At 67.2% G+C, this 20,121-nt stretch carries 14 protein-coding genes and 2 pseudogenes; 11 read left to right on the forward strand and 5 right to left on the reverse strand.

Annotated elements, in window-relative coordinates; genetic code table 11:
* Positions 1-613, forward strand: a 613-nt coding sequence (locus JYJ84_RS10675; protein WP_205189184.1) for an HlyD family efflux transporter periplasmic adaptor subunit, incomplete at its 5' end; no start/stop codon positions are given.
* A 288-nt stretch (positions 614-901) separates the two neighbouring features.
* Positions 902-2,098: a formaldehyde dehydrogenase, glutathione-independent gene (gene fdhA / locus JYJ84_RS10680; RefSeq protein ID WP_043180475.1), complete on the forward strand. Its 1,197-nt coding sequence runs from the start codon at positions 902-904 to the stop codon at positions 2,096-2,098.
* A 154-nt stretch (positions 2,099-2,252) separates the two neighbouring features.
* Here fdhA and JYJ84_RS10685 read toward each other — a convergent pair whose 3' ends face one another.
* On the reverse strand, positions 2,253-3,275 hold the full coding sequence (locus tag JYJ84_RS10685; protein WP_122947857.1) for a class I fructose-bisphosphate aldolase: 1,023 nt from the start codon (positions 3,273-3,275) through the stop codon (positions 2,253-2,255).
* A gap of 529 nt (positions 3,276-3,804) precedes the next feature.
* Between JYJ84_RS10685 and JYJ84_RS10690 the strand changes: the two genes are divergently transcribed.
* A complete protein-coding gene (locus tag JYJ84_RS10690) occupies positions 3,805-4,719 on the forward strand; it encodes a LysR substrate-binding domain-containing protein (RefSeq protein ID WP_175223185.1) in 915 nt (304 codons plus the stop codon).
* Here JYJ84_RS10690 and JYJ84_RS10695 read toward each other — a convergent pair.
* The 3 genes from JYJ84_RS10695 to JYJ84_RS10705 form a co-directional block, all read right to left on the reverse strand.
* Positions 4,708-5,595: a DMT family transporter gene (locus JYJ84_RS10695; protein WP_175223184.1), complete on the reverse strand. Its 888-nt coding sequence runs from the start codon at positions 5,593-5,595 to the stop codon at positions 4,708-4,710. The genes JYJ84_RS10690 and JYJ84_RS10695 overlap by 12 nt on opposite strands.
* 170 nt (positions 5,596-5,765) lie before the next feature.
* Positions 5,766-6,524, reverse strand: a complete 759-nt coding sequence (locus JYJ84_RS10700; protein ID WP_175223183.1) for a hypothetical protein — start codon at positions 6,522-6,524, stop codon at positions 5,766-5,768.
* Between the two features lie 263 nt (positions 6,525-6,787).
* Complete coding sequence (locus tag JYJ84_RS10705) at positions 6,788-8,209, reverse strand: PLP-dependent aminotransferase family protein (RefSeq protein WP_175223182.1); 1,422 nt, start codon at positions 8,207-8,209, stop codon at positions 6,788-6,790.
* Between the two features lie 276 nt (positions 8,210-8,485).
* On the opposite strand from JYJ84_RS10705, the gene JYJ84_RS10710 reads away from it, so the two are divergent.
* Entirely contained in the window at positions 8,486-9,898 is a 1,413-nt protein-coding gene (locus tag JYJ84_RS10710) for a discoidin domain-containing protein (RefSeq protein ID WP_175223181.1), read from the forward strand.
* Positions 9,899-9,956: 58 nt separating this feature from the next.
* On the opposite strand, the pseudogene JYJ84_RS10715 reads toward JYJ84_RS10710, so the two are convergent.
* Positions 9,957-10,984: pseudogene (locus tag JYJ84_RS10715) on the reverse strand (GlxA family transcriptional regulator).
* Positions 10,985-11,429: 445 nt separating this feature from the next.
* Between JYJ84_RS10715 and JYJ84_RS10720 the strand changes: the two are divergent.
* The 7 genes and pseudogenes from JYJ84_RS10720 to JYJ84_RS10750 all read left to right on the forward strand — a co-directional run.
* A complete protein-coding gene (locus JYJ84_RS10720) occupies positions 11,430-12,704 on the forward strand; it encodes a serine hydroxymethyltransferase (protein WP_122947848.1) in 1,275 nt (424 codons plus the stop codon).
* A gap of 31 nt (positions 12,705-12,735) precedes the next feature.
* Positions 12,736-13,707, forward strand: coding sequence for a dipeptidase (locus tag JYJ84_RS10725; RefSeq protein WP_043180452.1), 972 nt, complete (start codon positions 12,736-12,738; stop codon positions 13,705-13,707).
* Positions 13,708-13,846: 139 nt separating this feature from the next.
* Positions 13,847-14,380, forward strand: a complete 534-nt coding sequence (locus JYJ84_RS10730; RefSeq protein ID WP_006488993.1) for a DUF5943 domain-containing protein — start codon at positions 13,847-13,849, stop codon at positions 14,378-14,380.
* A 76-nt stretch (positions 14,381-14,456) separates the two neighbouring features.
* On the forward strand, positions 14,457-16,520 hold the full coding sequence (locus tag JYJ84_RS10735) for an NADH:flavin oxidoreductase (protein ID WP_043180448.1): 2,064 nt from the start codon (positions 14,457-14,459) through the stop codon (positions 16,518-16,520).
* 3 nt (positions 16,521-16,523) lie between these two features.
* On the forward strand, positions 16,524-18,449 hold the full coding sequence (locus tag JYJ84_RS10740; RefSeq protein WP_122947847.1) for a (Fe-S)-binding protein: 1,926 nt from the start codon (positions 16,524-16,526) through the stop codon (positions 18,447-18,449).
* 4 nt (positions 18,450-18,453) lie between these two features.
* A complete protein-coding gene (locus JYJ84_RS10745; RefSeq protein ID WP_175223180.1) occupies positions 18,454-19,623 on the forward strand; it encodes an electron transfer flavoprotein subunit alpha/FixB family protein in 1,170 nt (389 codons plus the stop codon).
* A pseudogene (locus tag JYJ84_RS10750) lies at positions 19,620-20,121 on the forward strand (electron transfer flavoprotein subunit beta/FixA family protein); the annotation flags it as partial. The gene JYJ84_RS10745 and the pseudogene JYJ84_RS10750, both read left to right, overlap by 4 nt.

Genomic DNA, 20,121 nt, shown 5'->3' on the forward strand with positions numbered 1-20,121 from the left:
CGGGTCCAAACTGCCCGTCGACGAAAGCCCGGCTGTCGTGCAGGCGGCCGCGCAGTTCAAGCTCGCGTACCGGAACCTGAAGCGCACGACGATCGTCGCCCCGGTCGATGGCACGATCGGGCAGCGTTCGGTGCAGGTCGGCCAGCAGGTCGGGCCCGGCGTGCCGCTGATGTCGATCGTGCAGCTCAATCAGCTGTGGATCGAGGCGAATTTCAAGGAAGGGCAGATTCGCCACATGCGCATCGGGCAGCCGGTCGAGATCGTGTCGGATCTGTATGGCTCGCGCGTGAGCTATCGTGGCCGCGTGCAGGGGTTCTCGGCGGGCACCGGCAGCGCATTTTCGATGCTGCCGTCGCAGAACGCGGCCGGCAACTGGATCAAGGTCGTGCAGCGCGTGCCGGTCGTGATCGCGATCGATGCGCGCGATCTCGCCGCGCATCCGCTGCGCGTCGGGCTGTCGATGCGCGCGACGGTCGACACGCACGACCGCAACGGCCACGCGCTCGACAGCGAGCCGCCGACGCCGGCCGTCAGCACGCGCGTGCACGACGGTGTCGCGAGCGACGCGGAACGTGCCGCCGCCGCGATCATCCGCGAAAATCAGGGCGGGTAACGCCTGCCGGGGAGAGGGGAGGCCGGTCGCCGGGATCGGCCCACCCTCCAGCGCGTCACGGCGCCCTCCAGCGCGCCATGCCGCGGGTCACACTGCGCGCCAAACCTTCCCGTCGTTTCCCGCCCGACTTTCGGTTTTCCGCCATCGATGTCGGCGCCGTTCAAACGCATGTCGCGTTTGAGACATCGGCGCCCCTGCCTCCGGGACTACTCTCGAACAGCACGTTGCGCGTGCGCCGCATGGGCCGGCGCGCCGCGGCGCCATCCAACGAGACATGGAGACAATACGATGAGCAGCAATCGAGGTGTCGTCTATCTTGGGCCGGGCCAGGTCGAAGTGCAGAAGATCGATTATCCGAAGATGGTCGATCCGACCGGCCGTGCAATCGGCCACGGCGTGATCCTGAAAGTGGTCAGTACGAACATCTGCGGCTCCGACCAGCACATGGTGCGCGGCCGCACGACCGCGCCGGTCGGCCTCGTGCTCGGTCACGAGATCACGGGCGAGGTGGTCGAGATCGGCCGCGACGTCGAGACGCTGAAGCTCGGCGATCTCGTGTCGGTACCGTTCAACGTGGCGTGCGGCCGCTGCGCGATGTGCAAGGACACGCATACGGGCGTGTGCCTGAACGTGAACCCGTCGCGTGCAGGCGGTGCCTACGGCTACGTCGACATGGGCGGCTGGATCGGCGGCCAGGCCGAGTACGTGCTCGTACCGTACGCCGATTTCAACCTGCTGAAATTCCCCGACCGCGACCAGGCGATGTCGAAGATCCGCGATCTGACCTGCCTGTCCGACATTCTGCCGACCGGTTATCACGGTGCAGTGAGCGCGGGCGTGAAGCCGGGCTCGACGGTGTATATCGCGGGTGCGGGCCCGGTCGGGATGGCGGCGGCCGCATCGGCGCGCCTGCTCGGCGCGGCCGTGACGATCGTCGGCGACATGAACGCGGAACGCCTCGCGCATGCGCGGGCGATGGGCTTCGAGACGGTCGACCTGTCGAAAGACGCGTCGCTCGGCGAGCAGATCGAGCAGATTCTCGGCGTGCCCGAGATCGACTGCGCGGTCGACTGCGTCGGCTTCGAGGCGCATGGCCACGGCTCGTCGGGCCACTCGGAAGAAGCGCCCGCGACGGTGCTGAACTCGCTGATGGAAATCACGCGGCCGGCCGGCGCGATCGGCATCCCGGGCCTGTACGTGACGGACGATCCGGGTGCGAAGGACAAGGCCGCGCAGCACGGCAGCCTGAGCATCCGCTTCGGCCTCGGCTGGGCGAAGTCGCACTCGTTCTTCACGGGCCAGACGCCGGTGCTGAAGTACAACCGCAACCTGATGCAGGCGATCCTGTTCGACCGGCTGCCGATCGCGAAGATCGTCAACGTCGAAGTGATCTCGCTCGATCAGGCGCCGGAAGGCTACAAGAAGTTCGACGGCGGCGCGCCGCGCAAATTCGTCATCGACCCGCACGGGTTGCTGGCGGCGTAACGCGACCGACTACCACGCGGTAATCGAAGGGGCCGGGGCGTTAAGCGCCTCGGCCCTTTGTGCGTTCGGGAAGCGCGCGCTCATTGCCCGCGATAGCGCCGGATGAGAAGCTCACGCGTGAACGATCGACCGGGCGACATTCGCCCGGCTCCGTTCACGCGGTGCGCTCCATCGAGGCGTCGTATTGACCGCGGCAGGCCGCACCGTTCAGGCGTGCGCGCAGCAGCAGCGCATCCTGCGCGGCACGCACGTTGGCCGCCTGTCCCTTCCACACGGCCAGCGGCGGCTCCTGCAGCGCCCGTCCATATGAAAAGCTCAGCAGCCACGGTCGCCCGGCAACGCGATTCATCGCGTCGAGATGCGCCGTCGCTTCCTCGGGCGTCTGTCCGCCGGACAGGAAGAAGATGCCGGGCACTTCGGCCGGCACGGTGCTGCGCAACAGGCGCACCGTCGCCTCCGCGACTTCGGCGCGGGCCGGCTGTGCGGTGTGCGTGCTGCCCGCGACGACCATGCTTGGTTTGAGCAACATGTGCGCCAGCACGACCCGGTGCCGGTGCAGCGCGTCGAACACGGCGTGCAGCACGGCGTCGGTCACTTGCGCGCAGCGGCCGATCGAATGATCGCCGTCCATCAGCACTTCCGGCTCGACGATCGGCACGACGCCGGCCTCCTGGCAGATCGCCGCATAGCGCGCCAGCGCTTCGGCGTTTGCCTTGATCGCCGCATGGCCCGGCAGCGTGGCGGACACGTTGTACACCGCGCGCCATTTGGCGAACCGCGCGCCTTGCCGCTGATAGCCGTCGAGGCGCGCCGCAAGCCCGTCGAGCCCTTGCGTGATTTCGTCGCCGGGCGCGAGCGCGAGCGGAATCTTGCCCGCGTCGACCTTGATGCCGGGCACGATCTGCTGGCGAGCGGCGAGTTCGGGCAACGGCGTGCCGTCGTCCGCACATTGCCCGAGCGTCTCTTCATACAGGATCACGCCGCTGACGAATTCACCGAGGCCCGGCGTCGACAGCAACAGGGTGCGCCATGCGCGGCGGTTCTCTTCGGTCGATTCGACCGCGATCGTCTTGAAGCGCTTCGCGATGGTCGGCCCGCTTTCGTCGGCCGCCAACAAGCCTTTGCCATCCTGGACGAGTGCCTGGATCGTCGCCTGGAGTGTGCTCTCGGTGCTCATGGAATTCCTCCTCTGAAACCGCCACGCGGCCGTGCCGGCCGCTCGCTGTTCACTTCGTCACATCGTCACGCCGCCTTCCGATTTCATTCTTTGTCGCGCACCGGCCAGAACGCAAGGCGCGTGCCGCGACTGATCGGCACGCGCTCGGGTGGCATCGCTCGTGCCAGGGCGGGTGCGTGTGCCGTTGCCGCGAGGCCAGCGCACCGATGGTCTGCATTGCGTGTTCGACCGCGGGCGCCCACGGTCGGCCGTAGTTGACGCGCACGGATGGAAATCACGCAGCCGGCCGGCGCGACGCGTGATGCGCGAGTTCGACGCGCGTTCGACACACGCAACGCGTCATGCAAAGCGAGCGGTGCCGGAAACTGGCCGCCCGTTTTTGCTATGGAGGCGCCGGGAAGGGCAGGCCACGCGCACGTACCGTGCGGCCCGGAACGCCGGCGCCCTGCGATCCCGACCACACGAAATTGCTGCGATAATCATCGCCCGTTCCCGACCCCTCCGCCGCCGTCCGGTGGCGCATCCACGGATGGCCAAGTCACTTCCCCTCGCAGCGTTGCACACGTTCGTCGAAGTGGCGCGTTGCGGCAGCATGAAACAGGCGGCCGACCAGCTCTGCATTTCGCCGGGCGCGGTCAGCCAGCATGTCCGCAATCTCGAGGATCGTCTCGCCGTGCGCCTGTTCGAGCGCACCGGCCGCGAACTCGAGCTGACCGGCACGGGCCGTGCGCTGTTCGACCAGCTCGCCGGCGGCTTCAACGAGATCGAGGCCGCGTGGGCGAACGTGCACGGCGCCAACCGGCGCGTCGTCCGCCTCGCGGTGACGACCACCGCCTCGTTCGCGAACACGTGGCTCGTGCAGCGCCTCGGCGCGTTCAATGCCGCGTATCCCGACATCGAAATCACCGTCGAGACGCGCGGGCAACTAGTCGACTTGCGGCGCGACTATGTCGACGTTGCGATCCGGCACGGGTTGGGCCGCTATCCCGGGCACGCGTCATTCCGCATCTGGACCCCCGAGCTGTGGCCCGTCTGCAGTCCGCAACTGCTCGATCCTGCCCGCCCGATCGCCACGCCGGCCGACTGTCTGTCGTACCCGCTGCTGCAGGACGCGGACCGCGCCGACTGGGCGCTGTGGCTGCGCGCGCAGGGGATCGAGGACGCCCGTGCGCCGCGCGGCGCGAGCTTCAGCGAGGATGCGTTGCTGATCAAGGCGGCGGTCGCCGGGCAGGGCATGGCGCTGGTGCGCGACATCTATGCGCGTGACGAAGTCGCGGCCGGCCGGCTGGTTCGCGTGCTCGCACGGCCCTGGCCGACCGAACTGTCCTATTACGTCGTGTGCAGCGAAGCGCGCCAGCACGAGTGGAAGATCGCCGCGTTCCGCGACTGGCTCGCGAGCGAGATCGGCAGCGGCGACGACGGCCCGCGCGATCTACTGGCGTGACCTGCGCACCGCGGCGGCCGCGAAACCCTTGAGCCTGCCGGTCGCGAGCGCGGTGCCGAGCAGGATGATCCCGCACCCGGCGAGCGTCTGTACGGAGATCGTCTCGTGCAGGAAGATCGCGCCCCATACGACACCGAAGATCGGGATCAGGAACGTGACCGACGCGGCATATTGCGCGCCCGCATGGCGGATCAGCCCGAAATACAGCAGGTAGGCAACGGCCGTGCAGATTGCGCCGAGCAGCACCACCGCGATCCACGCGGACGGGTGAACGGGGCCGTGCGGCCACATCGGCAGCGCGAGCGGCACGAGCGCGACCGCCGCGAACAACTGGCTGCCGAAGGCCGACACGAACGGCCTGACGTTCGCCAGCTTGCGCTTCGAGTAGTGCGCGGCGAACCCGTACGACAGCGTCGCGAGCATCGCGGCGGCGATCGCGCGCGGTGCGCCGGGCGTCCCCGCACCGACCGCCGAACCGGCGAGCACGACGACGCCCGCAAAGCCCAGCGCGAGACCGGCCGCCTGCGGTTTCGTCAGCGGCGCGCGCAGCCACACGTACGCGACGATCGCGGTCCAAAGCGGCGTCGTCGCATTCAGGATCGAATCGGTGCCGGCCGACACGAACAGCGCCGCGTAGGTCAGCAGGCAGAACGGCAGCGCCGAGTTCGCGATACCGACGACGAACAGCGGCACCGCGTGCGAGCGGAATTCCTGTCGCGCCTGCGCGTTGCGCAGTACCGGCGACAACAGCACGGCCGCGATCGCGACGCGCAGCGCGATCAGCGGGACGACACCGAATTCCGGCGCGCCCATGCGCATGAACAGGAAGGACGCGCCCCAGATGGCAGCCAGGGTCACGAGCTGTAGTGCATTCATCGACGACTCCGTTCGGTGGATCGGGCGACCGGCCGGAACGCGATACACGCCGGCGTGGGCGAATGGCCCATTGAACGTCATGCGTCGCTTGCGGCGCAAACGAGGTTTTGTGAAGGGCGGTTTAGAAAAATGAATCGACGGACCCGCAGTCCCCGATGGCGCATGCGCGTTCAGTGGCCGCGATAGAGCTGCGCGATTTGCGTATTGCTGGCGGCGGCGCGTCGCGCATGCGCGGTGTGCACGCTCACGCGGTGGAATGCGCGGGCACGATGCGCGGCACTGCGGCTGGCTTTCCAGTCCGCCAGGCGCGCTGTGGCGGTGGGGTGTGACCGGTCGCGCGCACGCATGGCCGGCACCGCCCGCGCGAGCGCCGTCGGTCCGGCGGATTCGCCGGCATCCGGGCTGCGTTGTCGGGCGGCCGCCACCTGCGTTCCGTCAGTCGAATGAAACGGATAGACGGGCGCCGGCAAGACCGGCAGCACGGGATCGGTCGACGCGTACGGGCCGGCATCGCCGGCCGTCGCGCCCGAACCATTCGAACCGCGACAGACCGGATCGGCCTTGCACGTCCGGTCGACCGTCACGTAGCCGCCGACCAGCAGCACGAGCGTCAGGATGCTCAGGATCGGTGCGCTCGATGCGCGCGGCCGCCGGAACGCCGCGTTGCGAAGCGCCCGTGCGACGCGCGACGACCACGTGTGAAAGGAGTGCGCCGCATGTGTGGCATGCGTGTCGTCCGATGCCTGGCGAACCGGATCGAACGGCCAGTTCCGCCGGCCGCAGACGGGGCAGTGCTCGAGTGCGCGGAAGGCCACGAAGCCGCACGCCCTGCAGCGGCAGCCGGCGGTGCGTCGCGTGTCGGCTCGCGCGTTCAGGATCGCACGCCAGTCGTCGCGCGCGCGGCTTGTCCGGTTGGTCAGGACTCGCATCGCTGGAAGCGGGCGGGCGCCATCAATGCGGCGAACGTTCGCCGGTCGTCATGATCCTGTCCTGCAAGGCAGCCGGTCGGCCCATGCCGGAATCCGGCGGAGCGTGCGTCGTCGACCGTCGTTCGCATGCGGTGCTCATGAAGTTCTCCATGACGTCGGGTGCGCGGAACAGGTTCGTCCGCGATGGCCTTCCGCTTCATTCTTGGTCGGCGCCACGTGAAACGCAAGGCGCAAGCGGGCCGCCGCGATTCGTCTGATTCGCGCTAGCCGTCCTGCCGCTGCCGGGCCGCGAGTGTTCCGATGGTCTGCATCGCGTGCTCGACGGCCGGCGTCCACGGCCGGCCGTAATTGAGCCGAAGATAGCGGCGGAATCCGCCGGTCGCGGAAAAGATCGGCCCCGGCGCGATGCTGACGCCGCTTTCCATCGCATCGCCGAACAGGTGCATCGCATCCACGCGCGGCGGCAGCTCGATCCACAGAAAATACCCGCCGTGCGGCGCGAACACTTCGGTACCGGCCGGAAAATACGCGCGCACGGCGGCGAGCATCTGCGCCTGGTGCGCGGCGAGGTTGAGCCGCAGCTTGCGCAGGAAGCGGTCGTATCCGCCGTCGCGCAGGTAGTTCGAGATCGCGAGTTGCGCGGGTATGTCGGCGGCCGGCGCGCCGACGCATTTCGCCTGCCGGATCTGCTGCACGTAGCGTCCCGCCGCGACCCAGCCGATCCGGAAGCCGGGCGCGAGACATTTCGAAAACGACCCGCAATGCAGCACGAGCCCGCTGTCGTCGTAGAGCTTCGCGGGGCGCGCGGGTGTCGTGCCGAACTGCAGTTCGTTGTACACGTCATCCTCGATCAGCGGCACGCGGTGCGCGGCGAGCAGGTCGATCAGCGCGCGCTTGCGCTCGTCGGACAGCGTCGCGCCGGTCGGGTTGTGGAGCGAGGTCATGAACCAGCACGCGCGCACCGGGTGCGTGTCGAGCGCTTCGGCGAGCGCGTCGAGATCGAGCCCCGTGCGCGGGTCGACCGGAATCTCGACGGCTTTCAGATGCAGGCGCTGCACGGCCTGCAGCACGGCGTGGAACGCGGGGCGCTCGATCGCGACGACTTCGCCGGGGCGCGTCAGCGCCTGCAGGCTCAGCGTCAACGCTTCCAGTGCACCGGTCGTGATGACGATTTCATCCATCGGCAATGCCGCGCCCGCGTTCAGGTAGCGCAACGCGATCTGGCGGCGCAGCGTGTCGTCGCCGGGCGGGAATCCGGACAGCAGGGTCGCGCGGTCCATGTTGCGGGTGGCCGCGGTCGCGTAGCGCCACAGGCTGCTCATCGGAAACAGTGCGTAGCTGGCGAACGCGGAGCCGAGCGGCACGACGTCCTGGCAGCGGATCGAGTCCAGCAGCCGGAACAGTGCGTCGTCGACGCTCGTGTGCGATACGGCGGGCTTGCGCGGCGGATCGTGCGTGAAGCGCAGGCGCTGGTCGTCGAAGTTCGCGACGAAATAGCCGGAGCGCGGGCGCGCGACGATCAGTCCCTCGCTTTCGAGCGCGTAGTACGCCCGAAACACGGTGGACGGACTCACTTGATACGCGCGGCACGCGGCACGCACGGTCGGGATGCGCGTGCCGGGGGCCAGATCTCCACGCCGGATCGACTCGGAAATCGTCCGGGCGAGCATCGCATAACGCTTCATGCGTGCCTCAAGTCGAGCAGCTTTGTGCCGAAAAAAGAGTAGCACGGCGCGCGCTGCGCGACAGGCCTCGTTATCCCGTGATCCGCTTGTTTTTCACGGGCTCTGATCCTGTTTTTCTGCGCGACTCGCTGGCATGCTGTCGCCCCTCGAGCAATCTCTGTTCCCGACATTGACCGATACGGAATTCACGCTGTCCGCCGGCTGATCCGTGGCCCGTGCGCCGGTGCGTGCGAGGTCTAGTCAGCGGTGTCATGACCCTAACCGGAAACCTTCAGCGTGAAATCGAACACTCTCGTCGCGGGCCTCGTGGCCGGCCTTGCCCTCAACCTGCTCGGCGGCGCCGCGCAGGCCGCCTGCATCAGCAATCCGCCGGCGCAGTCCAGCGCGACGTTTCCCGCCGCACTGACCGGCAAGCTCGTCTATCACAGCTACGTCAAGTACGGCGACGGCACGAGCCAGCTGTTCCTCTACGACTTCTCGGCCCATACGCTGACGCAACTGAGCAAGAGCGCATGGGGCATCACCGATCCGATGAACGGCGTGTTCAGCCCCGACGGCAAGTGGCTCGCGTTCATGGGCATCAAGAACAACGCATGGAACGTGTTCATGGTTCAGCTCGGCACCAGCAATGCGCCGATCAACATGACGAACAGCACGGGCGCCACCCGCAACGAGGACCCGAAATTCAGCGCGGACGGCAAGACCCTCGTGTTCAAGCAGAACGGTGACGTCAAGCAGGCCACGCTGTCGTACACGAGCGCAGGCCCGGTGTTCACGTCGGTCGTGAGCCTGACCAACGCGCCGGCCGGCGCCGAATACTCGATGCCGTTCCTCGCGCCGGACGCGAGCGCCGTCTACTACGCGAGCGGCACCGGCGCGAACATGGGCCTGATGAAGCGCACGCTCGCGACCGGCGCCACGGCCGTGTTCGACAATCCGGCGGGCCTGCAGACCTACTATCCGATCGTGCGTGCGGACGGCACGGTGTTCTACGCGCGCTGGAAGGACACGAGCCAGCTCGACCAGATCTACTCGAAGACCGCGGATCCGGCATCGACGCCGAATCAGTTGGCTCTCAACGACTGCATCAGCAACAACTCCGACCCCGCGCCGGTGAGCGGCACGAACTACCTGTTCTTCTCGTCGACGACGGCGGGTGGCTACCAGCTCTACGTGGGCGACGTGACGACCGGCCAGCGCTGGAGCCTGTCGCAATTCGGCGTGAACGCCGACACGACGAAGGCCAAGCTCGGGTCGAGCTACTACGGCGGCCCGGCGGCGAACCAGATCACGCTGCTGTCGCAAGGCCACCCGGCTGCCGCGTCGGCGAGCTACAACGCGTCGCTCACGCCCGACAAGGCGTTCGACGGCAACACCACGAGCACGCGCTGGGATTCGCCGGAAGGTGCGGGCGTCGATCCGCAATGGATCTCGGTGGATCTCGGTGCGACGAAGACGATCAGCAGCATCGATCTCTACTGGGATGCGGGCGCGCTCGTGTACCAGATCCAGACGTCGAACGACAACGTGAACTGGACGACGATCTACTCGACGAACAACGGGGTGTCGTATGGCCACGTGACGCTGCCGAACCTGAACGGGCATGGCCGCTACGTGCGGATGTATGGCACGAAGCGCGCGACGCAGTGGGGCTATTCGCTCGACGAAATGCAGGTGTGGGGATCGTAAGCGCAAAGAAAAAGCGGCCTTCGAGGCCGCTTTTTTTATCGGTCAACCGCGGTGCGCGTCACGCATGCAGCACGTGCGCCGGAAACGCGGGGCCGGCGCTCGCCGTGCCCTGCGCAAGCGGCGCGACCTGCTTGCGGCGCTCGCGGGTCGGCGCGACGCCGAACGCGTCGCGATAGCTCTTGCTGAAATGGCACGCCGACTGGAAGCCGCATGCCATCGTGATGTGCATGATCGACATGTCGGTCTGCAGCAGCAGTTCGCGCGCGCGCGGCGCAGCCGCAGCGTCAGGTAATAGTGCGTCGGCGTCATCCCGAGGTGTTCGCGGAACAGGCGCTGCAGTTGCCGCTGCGACATGTTCGCGAGCCGCGCGAGCTCCTCGCGCGACAGCGGCTCCTCGATGTTGTTCTCCATCAGCGAGATCACTTCGAACAGCGACTTGTTCGCGGAGCCGAGGCGCGCGACGAGCGGCATGCGTTGCTGCGCGCTCGTGTCGCGCACGTGTTCGACGATGAACTGCTCGGCGATCTGCGTGACGCGCGCGGTGCCCACGCGCGCGGCGATCAGGTTCAGCATCATGTCGAGCGGCGCGACGCCGCCCGTGCACGTGATGCGGTCGCGGTCGATCACGAACAGTTCCTTCAGGAAGCGCGTGTCCGGAAACTCTTCCTTCAGCGCCGACATGTTCTCCCAGTGGATTGCGCACGCGTAGCCCGCGAGCAGCCCCGACTTCGCGAGCGCATAGGTGCCCGTGCACAGGCTGCCGAGCGGGATACCCGCGCGCGCGAAGCGGCGCAGTGTCGACAGATGGGCGGGCGTGGTCGCGCGCTGCACGTCGACGCCACCGCACACGAACACGATGTCGGGGTGCCCCACGCATTCGGCCGGGCCGGTGTCGACCGTCAGGCCGTTGCTCGCGGTAACCGGGCCGCCGTCCGGGCTGATGACCGACCAGCGGTAGAGCGGCTGGCCGCTCAGGTAGTTCGCCATCCGAAGCACCTCGATCGCATTGGTGAACGCGATCATCGTGAAGTTCGGCAAGGGCATGAACGCGAAGTGGGACAGCGACGCTGTGCGGTCGGGCGACATGGGGGGCGTTCCTTGAATCTCTAATAGCTTTATGCCCGGGCACGGATCGGGCAGCGATATTGTGTGAGCCAGCGCAACAAGCGTGCCATACGGCTAAACCCTAGATCCATACGTTGTCTGGCCGAAAGCGGCATGCTGCACTGCACCGTATCCGGGACGCGTTGCACCCCGACCGGGCGGCAATCGCACCGCTGGCGTGCCTGTTCATAGGTGAACTGCCGACGGCGGTTTGCTTGGTCATCCGAAAAAGCACGACCGGTCACTTGTATAAAACGGACGCGGATGGCGGAAAAGGCAAAGAACGCGTCTAAATTCATCAATCCGCCGAAAATCCGAACGACAAGAATAGAGCCGTCGGCAGCCTTGCACTGGGCAAGCGGGAAACCCAGGCAGGGCGGGCCTTGAGCTTCGGTTTCAGCCCCTTATTCTTCGTCACGGACGCACTATGTCGAACACCCAGCCTTTCTTCTCGCAGCCCCTGGCCGAGCGCGACGCGCCGGTGCGCAGCGCCATCCTGAAGGAACTCGAGCGTCAGCAGTCGCAGGTCGAGCTGATCGCGTCGGAAAACATCGTGTCGCGTGCCGTGCTCGAGGCGCAGGGCTCGGTGCTGACCAACAAGTACGCGGAAGGCTATCCCGGCAAGCGCTACTACGGTGGCTGCGAGTTCGCGGATGAAGTCGAGGCGCTGGCAATCGAGCGTGTGAAGAAGATCTTCAACGCCGGCTATGCGAACGTGCAGCCGCACTCGGGCGCGCAGGCGAACGGCTCGGTGATGCTCGCGCTGGCCAAGCCGGGCGACACGGTGCTCGGCATGTCGCTCGACGCGGGCGGCCACCTGACGCACGGCGCGAAGCCGGCGCTGTCGGGCAAATGGTTCAACGCGGTCCAGTACGGCGTGAACCGCGACACGCTGCTGATCGACTACGACCAGGTCGAGGCACTCGCGCACGAGCACAAGCCGAACCTGATCATCGCCGGCTTCTCGGCATACCCGCGCGCGCTCGACTTCGCGCGCTTCCGCGCGATCGCCGACAGCGTCGGCGCGAAGCTGATGGTCGACATGGCGCACATCGCCGGCGTGATCGCCGCGGGCCGCCACGCGAACCCGGTCGAGCACGCGCACGTCGTCACGTCGACCACCCACAAGACGCTGCGCGGCCCGCGCGGCGGCTTCGTGCTGACCAACGACGAGGACATCGCGAAGAAGATCAACTCGGCCGTGTTCCCCGGCCTGCAGGGCGGCCCGCTGATGCACGTGATCGCCGGCAAGGCCGTCGCGTTCGGCGAAGTGCTGCATGCGGACTTCAAGACCTACATCGACAACGTGCTCGCGAACGCACAGGCGCTCGGCGAAGTGCTGAAGGCGGGCGGCGTCGATCTCGTCACGGGCGGCACCGACAACCACCTGCTGCTGGTCGACCTGCGCCCGAAGGGCCTGAAGGGTGCGCCGGTCGAGCAGGCGCTCGAACGCGCTGGCATCACCTGCAACAAGAACGGCATTCCGTTCGACACCGAGAAGCCGACCGTCACGTCGGGCATCCGCCTCGGTACGCCGGCCGGCACGACGCGCGGCTTCGGCGTCGCGGAATTCCGCGAGGTGGGCCGCCTGATCCTCGAAGTGTTCGACGCGCTGCGCGCGAACCCGGAAGGCGACCACGCGACCGAACAGCGTGTGCGCCGCGAGATCTTCGCGTTGTGCGAACGCTTCCCGATCTATTGATCCCACCGTCCCGACAATACTGGAGCAACACATGAGCACGCTGCATCAAGACAGCATCATCATCGACGGGCTGAACATCTCGAAGTTCGAGAAGCCGGTGTTCGAAGACATGCGCAAGGGCGGCATCACCGCCGCGAACTGCACGGTGTCGGTGTGGGAGAACTTCACTAAGACCGTCGACAACATCGGCGTGATGAAGAAGAAGATCCGCGACAACGGCGAGCTGCTGACGCTGGTGCGCACGACGGAAGACATCTTCCGCGCGAAGAAGGAAAACAAGACGGGCGTGATCCTCGGCTTCCAGAACGCGCATGCGTTCGAGGACAACCTCGGCTACATCGAAGCGTTCGCCGACATGGGCGTGCGCGTCGTGCAGCTCTGCTACAACACGCAGAACCTGGTCGGTACCGGTTGCTACGAGCGTGACGGCGGGCTGTCGGACTTCGGTCGCGAAGTGATCACCGAGATGAACCGTGTCGGGATCATGGTCGACCTGTCGCATGTGGGCGGCAACACGTCGTCGGAAGCGATCGCGTTCTCGAAGAAGCCGGTGTGCTATTCGCACTGCCTGCCGTCGGGCCTGAAGGAGCATCCGCGCAACAAGAGCGACGAGCAACTGAAGGAGATCGCCGATGCGGGCGGCTTCGTCGGCGTGACGATGTTTGCGCCGTTCCTGAAGCGCGGGATCGAAGCGAACATCGACGACTACATCGAGGCGATCGAATACGTCGTGAACCTGATCGGCGAAGACGCGGTCGGCATCGGCACGGACTTCACGCAGGATTTCGCGAAGGAATTCTTCGACATGCTGACGCACGACAAGGGCCGCTATCGTCAGCTGACGAACTTCGGCAAGGTGATCAACCCGGACGGCATCCGCACGATCGGCGAGTTCCCGAACCTGACCGCCGCGATGGAACGCCACGGCTGGAAGGAGTCGCGTATCCGCAAGATCATGGGCGAGAACTGGGTGCGCGTGTTCAAGGACGTGTGGGGCGCATAAGCGCCGCGACCGCCGAACCACCGCCAGCGATTCAACATTAAAAGAAATCGGGACGTGCCCGCGCAAGCCGCGCGGGCACGCGGACGATGTCGCGCCTGCGCACTGAGCCGCGCGGCCACTTTCCTCACGGAGTCACACGATGCAACCGCAACTGCCGATCAACGTCGATCCCGATACCGGCGTCTGGACCACCGACGCGCTGCCGATGCTGTACGTGCCGCGCCACTTCTTCACGAACAACCACGTCGCCGTCGAGGAAGCGCTCGGCGTCGAAGCGTATGCCGAGATTCTCTACAAGGCCGGCTACAAGTCCGCATACCACTGGTGCGACAAGGAAGCAAAGCTGCACGGCCTGACCGGCATGGCGGTATTCGAGCACTACCTGAAGCGCCTGTCGCAGCGCGGCTGGGGCCTGTTCTCGATCATCGAGGCCGATCCGGCCAGCGCGCGCGCAAAGATCGAGCTGCGCCACTCGTCGTTCGTGCTCCAGCAGCCGGGCAAGGAAGGCAAGCTCTGCTACATGTTCGCGGGCTGGTTCGCCGGCGCGATGGACTGGGTCAACGACACGACGCCGGAAGGCAAGGGCGCCCCGCGCGCGCAATCGAAGGAAGTGCAATGTGCGGCCGAGCATCACGATCACTGCGTGTTCGAAGTGTCGCCGATCGCGCACTGATGCCCTGATGCACTGAATCACCGACACAAAACAACACCCGCAACACGAGACATTCGAACGCCAGAGGTCGCCAGCGATGCGTTATCCCCACCTGTTCAAACCCATGCAGCTGAACCAGCTGACGCTGCGCAACCGGATCGTCAGCACCGCGCATGCGGAGGTGTATGCCGAGCCGGGCGGCCTGCCGGGCGACCGCTATATCCGCTACTACGAAGAAAAGGCGAAGGGCGGCGTGGGCCTCGCGATCTGTGGCGGGTCGAGCCCGGTATCGATCGACAGCCCGCAGGGCTGGTGGAAATCGGTGAACCTGTCGAACGACAAGATCATCGATCCGCTCACGCGCCTCGCCGATGCAATGCACAAGCACGGCGCGAAGATCATGATCCAGGCGACGCACATGGGCCGCCGCTCGTCGTTCCACGGCGAGCACTGGCCGCACCTGATGTCGCCGTCGGGCGTGCGCGAACCCGTGCACCGCGGTAACGCGAAGATCATCGAGATCGAGGAAATCCGCCGCATCATCGGCGATTTCGCGGCAGCCGCGAAACGCGTGAAGGCGGCCGGCATGGACGGCATCGAAATCTCGGCTGCGCACCAGCACCTGATCGACCAGTTCTGGAGCAAGCGTTCGAACCACCGCACCGACGAATGGGGCGGCAGCCTCGAAAACCGCCTGCGCTTCGGTATCGAGGTGCTGACGGCCGTGCGTGAGGCGGTCGGCAAGGATTTCTGCGTCGGCCTGCGCATGTGCGGCGACGAATTCCATGAAGACGGCCTCGATCACGAAGCGCTGAAGGAAATCGCGCAGGCGATGTCGGAGACGGGCCTGATCGACTACCTGAGCGTGGTCGGCTCGGGCGGCGATACGCACAACACGATCGCCAACTGCATGCCGCCGATGGCGTTGCCGCCGGAGCCATTCGTGCACCTCGCGGCCGGCATCAAGTCGGTCGTGAAGATCCCGGTGATGCACGCGCAGAGCATCCGCGATGCGGGCCAGGCCGAGCGCCTGCTCGCGACCGGCATGATCGACCTGGTCGGCATGACGCGCGCGCAGATCGCCGATCCGCACATGGTGATCAAGATCCGCGACGGCCGCGAAGACGAAATCAAGCAGTGCGTGGGCGCGAACTACTGCATCGACCGCCAGTACAACGGCCTCGACGTGCTGTGCATCCAGAACGCGGCGACGTCGCGCGAAGCGACGATGCCGCACATCATCGAGAAGTCGCGCGGCCCGAAGCGCAAGGTCGTGGTGGTCGGCGCGGGCCCCGCGGGCCTGGAAGCGGCGCGCGTCGCGAAGCTGCGCGGCCACGACGTGGTGCTGTTCGAGAAGAATGCCGAAGTGGGCGGGCAGGTGATGATCGCCGCGAAGGCGCCGCAACGCGAACAGATGTCGGGGATCATCCGCTGGTTCGACATGGAAACGAAGCGCCTGGGCGTCGATCGCCGTCTCGGCGTGGCCGCCGACGAGAAGATGATCATGGCCGAGAAGCCGGACATCGTCGTGCTCGCGACGGGCGGGTCGAGCTTCACGTGGCAGGTGCCGGGCTGGGGCGTGGCCGAGGGCCTCGCCGTCAGCTCGTGGGACATCCTGACCGGCAAGGTCGAGCCGAAGCAGAACGTGCTGCTGTTCGACGGCGTGAGCACGCATGCGGGCGCCGGCGTGGCCGACTTCATGGCGAGCCGCGGCTCGAAGGTCGAGGTCGTCACGCCGGACGTGAAGGTGGCCGACGATTGCGGCGGCACGACGTTCCCGATCTTCTATCGCCGCCTGTATGCGTTCGGCGTGATCCCGACGCCGAACACGATGCTCGATCGCGTCTACGAAGAGGACGGCAAGCTGATCGCCGTGCTGCGCAACGAGTACACGGAAGAACTGGAAGAGCGCGCGGTCGACCAGGTGGTGATCGAGAACGGTTCGTCGCCGAACGACGAGCTGTACTGGAAGCTCAAGCCGGAATCGGTGAACCGCGGCCAGATCGATCCGCACACGCTGTTCGCGGCCGAGCCGCAGCCGTGCCTGTCGGAAGAACTCGGCAACGGCCGTTTCCTGCTGTTCCGTGTCGGCGACTGCATCTCGATGCACAACGTCCACGGTGCGATCTACGACTCGCTGCGTCTCGTGAAGGATTTCTAAACGATGAATCCGTCCTTCCTCATTACCGCCCTGTTGTGGCTGTCGGTGGCGGGGCTCGCGTTCGCGGTCGCGAAGCGCTCGTCCTACTGGCGCCTGGGCCGCGCGACGGCGCCCGGCGCGTTCGGGATCGCCAACCTGTTCGCGATTCCGAAGCGTTACTTCGTCGACCTGCACCACGTGGTCGCCCGCGATCCGTACATCGCGAAGACGCACGTCGCGACGGCCGGCGGCGCGATCGGCGCGCTCGCGCTGGTGTTCATCAACTACGGCCTCGCGATCTACTCGCCGTGGCTCGACAAACTGATCTTCCTGTCGGCACTCGCGATGCTGGTCGGCGCGGTGTTCGTGTGGCGCCGTCGCGCGGCGAAAGACGTGCCCGCCCGCCTGTCGCGCGGCCCGTGGAATACGCTGCCCTGGCTGCTCGGCTCGTTCGCGCTCGGCCTCGTGCTGTTCATGCTGGTGCCGACCGGTGCGATGTCGGGTGCGTTCGCGGTGCTCTGCGCCGTGCTGATCGGCGTCGGTGCCTTCACGATGACGGTCGGTGCCGCGAAGGGCGGCCCGATGAAGCATGCGATCGCAGGTCTCCTGCACCTGGCCTTCCACCCGCGCCAGGAGCGCTTCGCGGCCACTCGCGAATCGTTCACGGGCAACGGTACGGCCACGCCGCCGACCGCGCTGAAACTGCCGGACATCGAGCATCAGGAGTACGGTGTCGAGAAGCCGGTCGAATTCCGCTGGAACCAGCTGCTGAGCTTCGATGCGTGCGTGCAGTGCGGCAAGTGCGAAGCCGCGTGCCCCGCGTTCGCGTCGGGCCAGCCGCTGAACCCGAAGAAACTGATCCAGGATCTCGTCGTCGGGATGGCGGGCGGCACCGATGCGGCGTACGCGGGCAGCCCGTCGCCGGGCCTCGCGGTCGGCCAGCATCGCGGCGAGCCGAACGGCCCGATCGTGTCGGGCCTGATCGAAGAGCAGACGCTGTGGTCGTGCACCACCTGCCGCGCATGCGTGCAGGAATGCCCGATGCTGATCGAGCACGTCGACGCGATCGTCGACATGCGCCGCAACCGCACGCTCGTGCACGGCACGGTGCCGGGCAAGGGCCAGGAAGTGCTCGCGAACCTGCGTGAAACCGGCACGATGGGCGGCTACGACACGGCCGCGCGCTACGACTGGTCGGTCGACCTGAGCGCGCCCGTCGCGCAGCCGGGCAAGCCGGTCGACGTGCTGTTCGTCGCGGGTGAAGGCGCGTTCGACATGCGTTACCAGCGCACGCTGCGCGCGTTCGTCAAGGTGCTGAACAAGGCGGGCGTCGACTATGCGGTGCTCGGCTCGACCGAAACCGACACGGGCGACGTCGCCCGCCGGCTCGGCGACGAAGCGACGTTCCAGCAGATGGCGAAGCGCCTGATCGGCACGCTCGGCACGCTGTCGTACAAGCAGATCGTGACGGCCGACCCGCACGTGATGCACAGCCTGCGCAACGAATACCGTGCGCTCGGGCTGCGCGTGACGGTCAAGCACCACACGACCTACCTCGCCGAACTGGCCGAGAGCGGCAAGATCGCACCGAAGGCCGTCGAAGCGCTGCGCGAGAAGCGCACCACGTATCACGACCCGTGCTACCTCGGCCGCTACAACGGCGAGACGGAAGCGCCGCGCAAGCTGTTGAAGACGATCGGCATCCAGGTCGTCGAGATGGAGCGCAACGGTATGCGCGGCCGCTGCTGCGGCGGTGGCGGCGGTGCGCCGCTGACCGACATCCCCGGCAAGCAGCGCATTCCCGACATCCGCATCGCCGACGCGCGCACGATCGGCGCGGACGTGGTCGCGGTTGCCTGCCCGAACTGCACGGCGATGCTCGAAGGCGTCGTGGGCCCGCGCCCCGACGTGCTCGACGTGGCCGAACTCGTTGCCGCCTCGCTGGAGTGAATCGATGAATACGATCAAACGAATCGATCCGCGTCGGCCGTTCATCATCACGGCCGCCGGCCTGAAGCGCATCACGCTCGGCGAGGCAGGCAGTGCCGACGCGAACGCCGCGAACTGGTCCGCGCACGGCCATGGCGCCGCGGCCGCGAAGCCACGCCGCGCGGTGCAGGAACCGAAGCACGTGATGCTGGTGGTCGCGCACAGCGAACGTGGCGCGCTCGACGATCATTCGCGGCAGGCCATTGCCGCCGCCGCCTTGCTTGCCGATGCGCAGACCGAAGTCGCGCTGCTCGCGTTCGGCGAACTGAAGGACGACGTGGCCGAACTGGGCGTCGACAAGCTGCTTGAACTCGCCGGTTTCGATCGCCGTGCGTTCGATCCTGAAAGCGAATTGCAAGCGATGCAGGCATGCGTGGCGGCACTCGCGCCGAAACACGTGTTCGTGCCCGACAACGCGACGGGCGACGGCGATCTCGGCCGGCGTTACGCAGCGGCCGCTGGTGCGAGCGTCGCGACGCACGTCGTCGAGATCGACGCCAAGCATGTCGGCGCGTATGCGCAGGCCGGGCGCGCGTTTGCCACCCGCGCGCTGCCCGACGTGATCCTGCTCGCGCAGAACGCGGTCGACGCGAAGCTGCCGTTCGTCGGCGCGGGTGAGCGTCTCGCCGCCGACTTCATCCGCCCGGCGCATGACGCCGCGCAGCCGTACCGCGATCTCGGCCTCGACGAGATCGATGCGGCCCAGGTCGCGCTCGAGGAAGCCGATTTCATCGTGTCGGCCGGCAACGGCGTGTCCGACATCGGCGCGTTCGAGCGGCTGGCCGGCGCGTTCGGTGCGGCGATCGGCGCGAGCCGCGTCGCGGTCGACAACGGTCACTTCACGCGCGACAAGCAGGTCGGTGCCACCGGCAAGACGGTCGAGGCGAGCGTGTACATCGCGTTCGGCATCTCGGGCGCGGTGCAGCACCTGCAGGGGATCAAGGACTGCCGCCACGTGATCGCGGTGAACCTCGACGGCAGTGCGCCGATCGCGAAGCGCGCGAACCTGACGGTGGTCGGCGACGCGCAGGGCACGATCGCCGCGCTGATCGAACAGGTGCAGGCCGCGCGCGCCGCGCGTGGCGAATCGCCGGCCGCGGTCGGCACCCGTGAACCGGAAGGAGTTGCCGCATGAACGCCCCCCGACAGTTGCAACGCATCGCGGTGCTCGTGTCCGTCGGCCGCCACCCGGTCAGCGGCGTCGCGCGCTATAGCCGCAACGACGCGGCCGCGCTCGAAACCGGCCGCCAGCTCGCGGAGCGGCATCGCGCGAAGCTCGACGTGATCCATGCGGGCGACCCCGCGAATGCGGCGCTTGCCGAATATCTCGCGCTCGGCGCGCGGGAGGTCGAGGTGCTGGCCTGCCGCGACGGCGACGATGCCGTGCATGCGCTCGCCGCGCGTGTCGAAGACTACGACCTCGTGCTGACCGGCACGCGCGCCGAGGGCGCGTACGACACCGGGATGCTGCCGTATCGCATCGCCGCGGCGCTCGGCTATCCGCTCGTCGGCTCGGCCGTCGACGTGACGGTCGAAGGCGGCCGCGCAGCGGTCCGGCAATTTTTGCCGAAAGGGTTGCGGCGGCGCGTCGACGCGGCGCTGCCGGCCGTCGTCGCCGTCCATCCGCTCGCCA

The organism is Burkholderia sp. LMG 13014 (assembly GCF_905232215.1).
Taxonomy (GTDB): Bacteria; Pseudomonadota; Gammaproteobacteria; order Burkholderiales; family Burkholderiaceae; genus Burkholderia.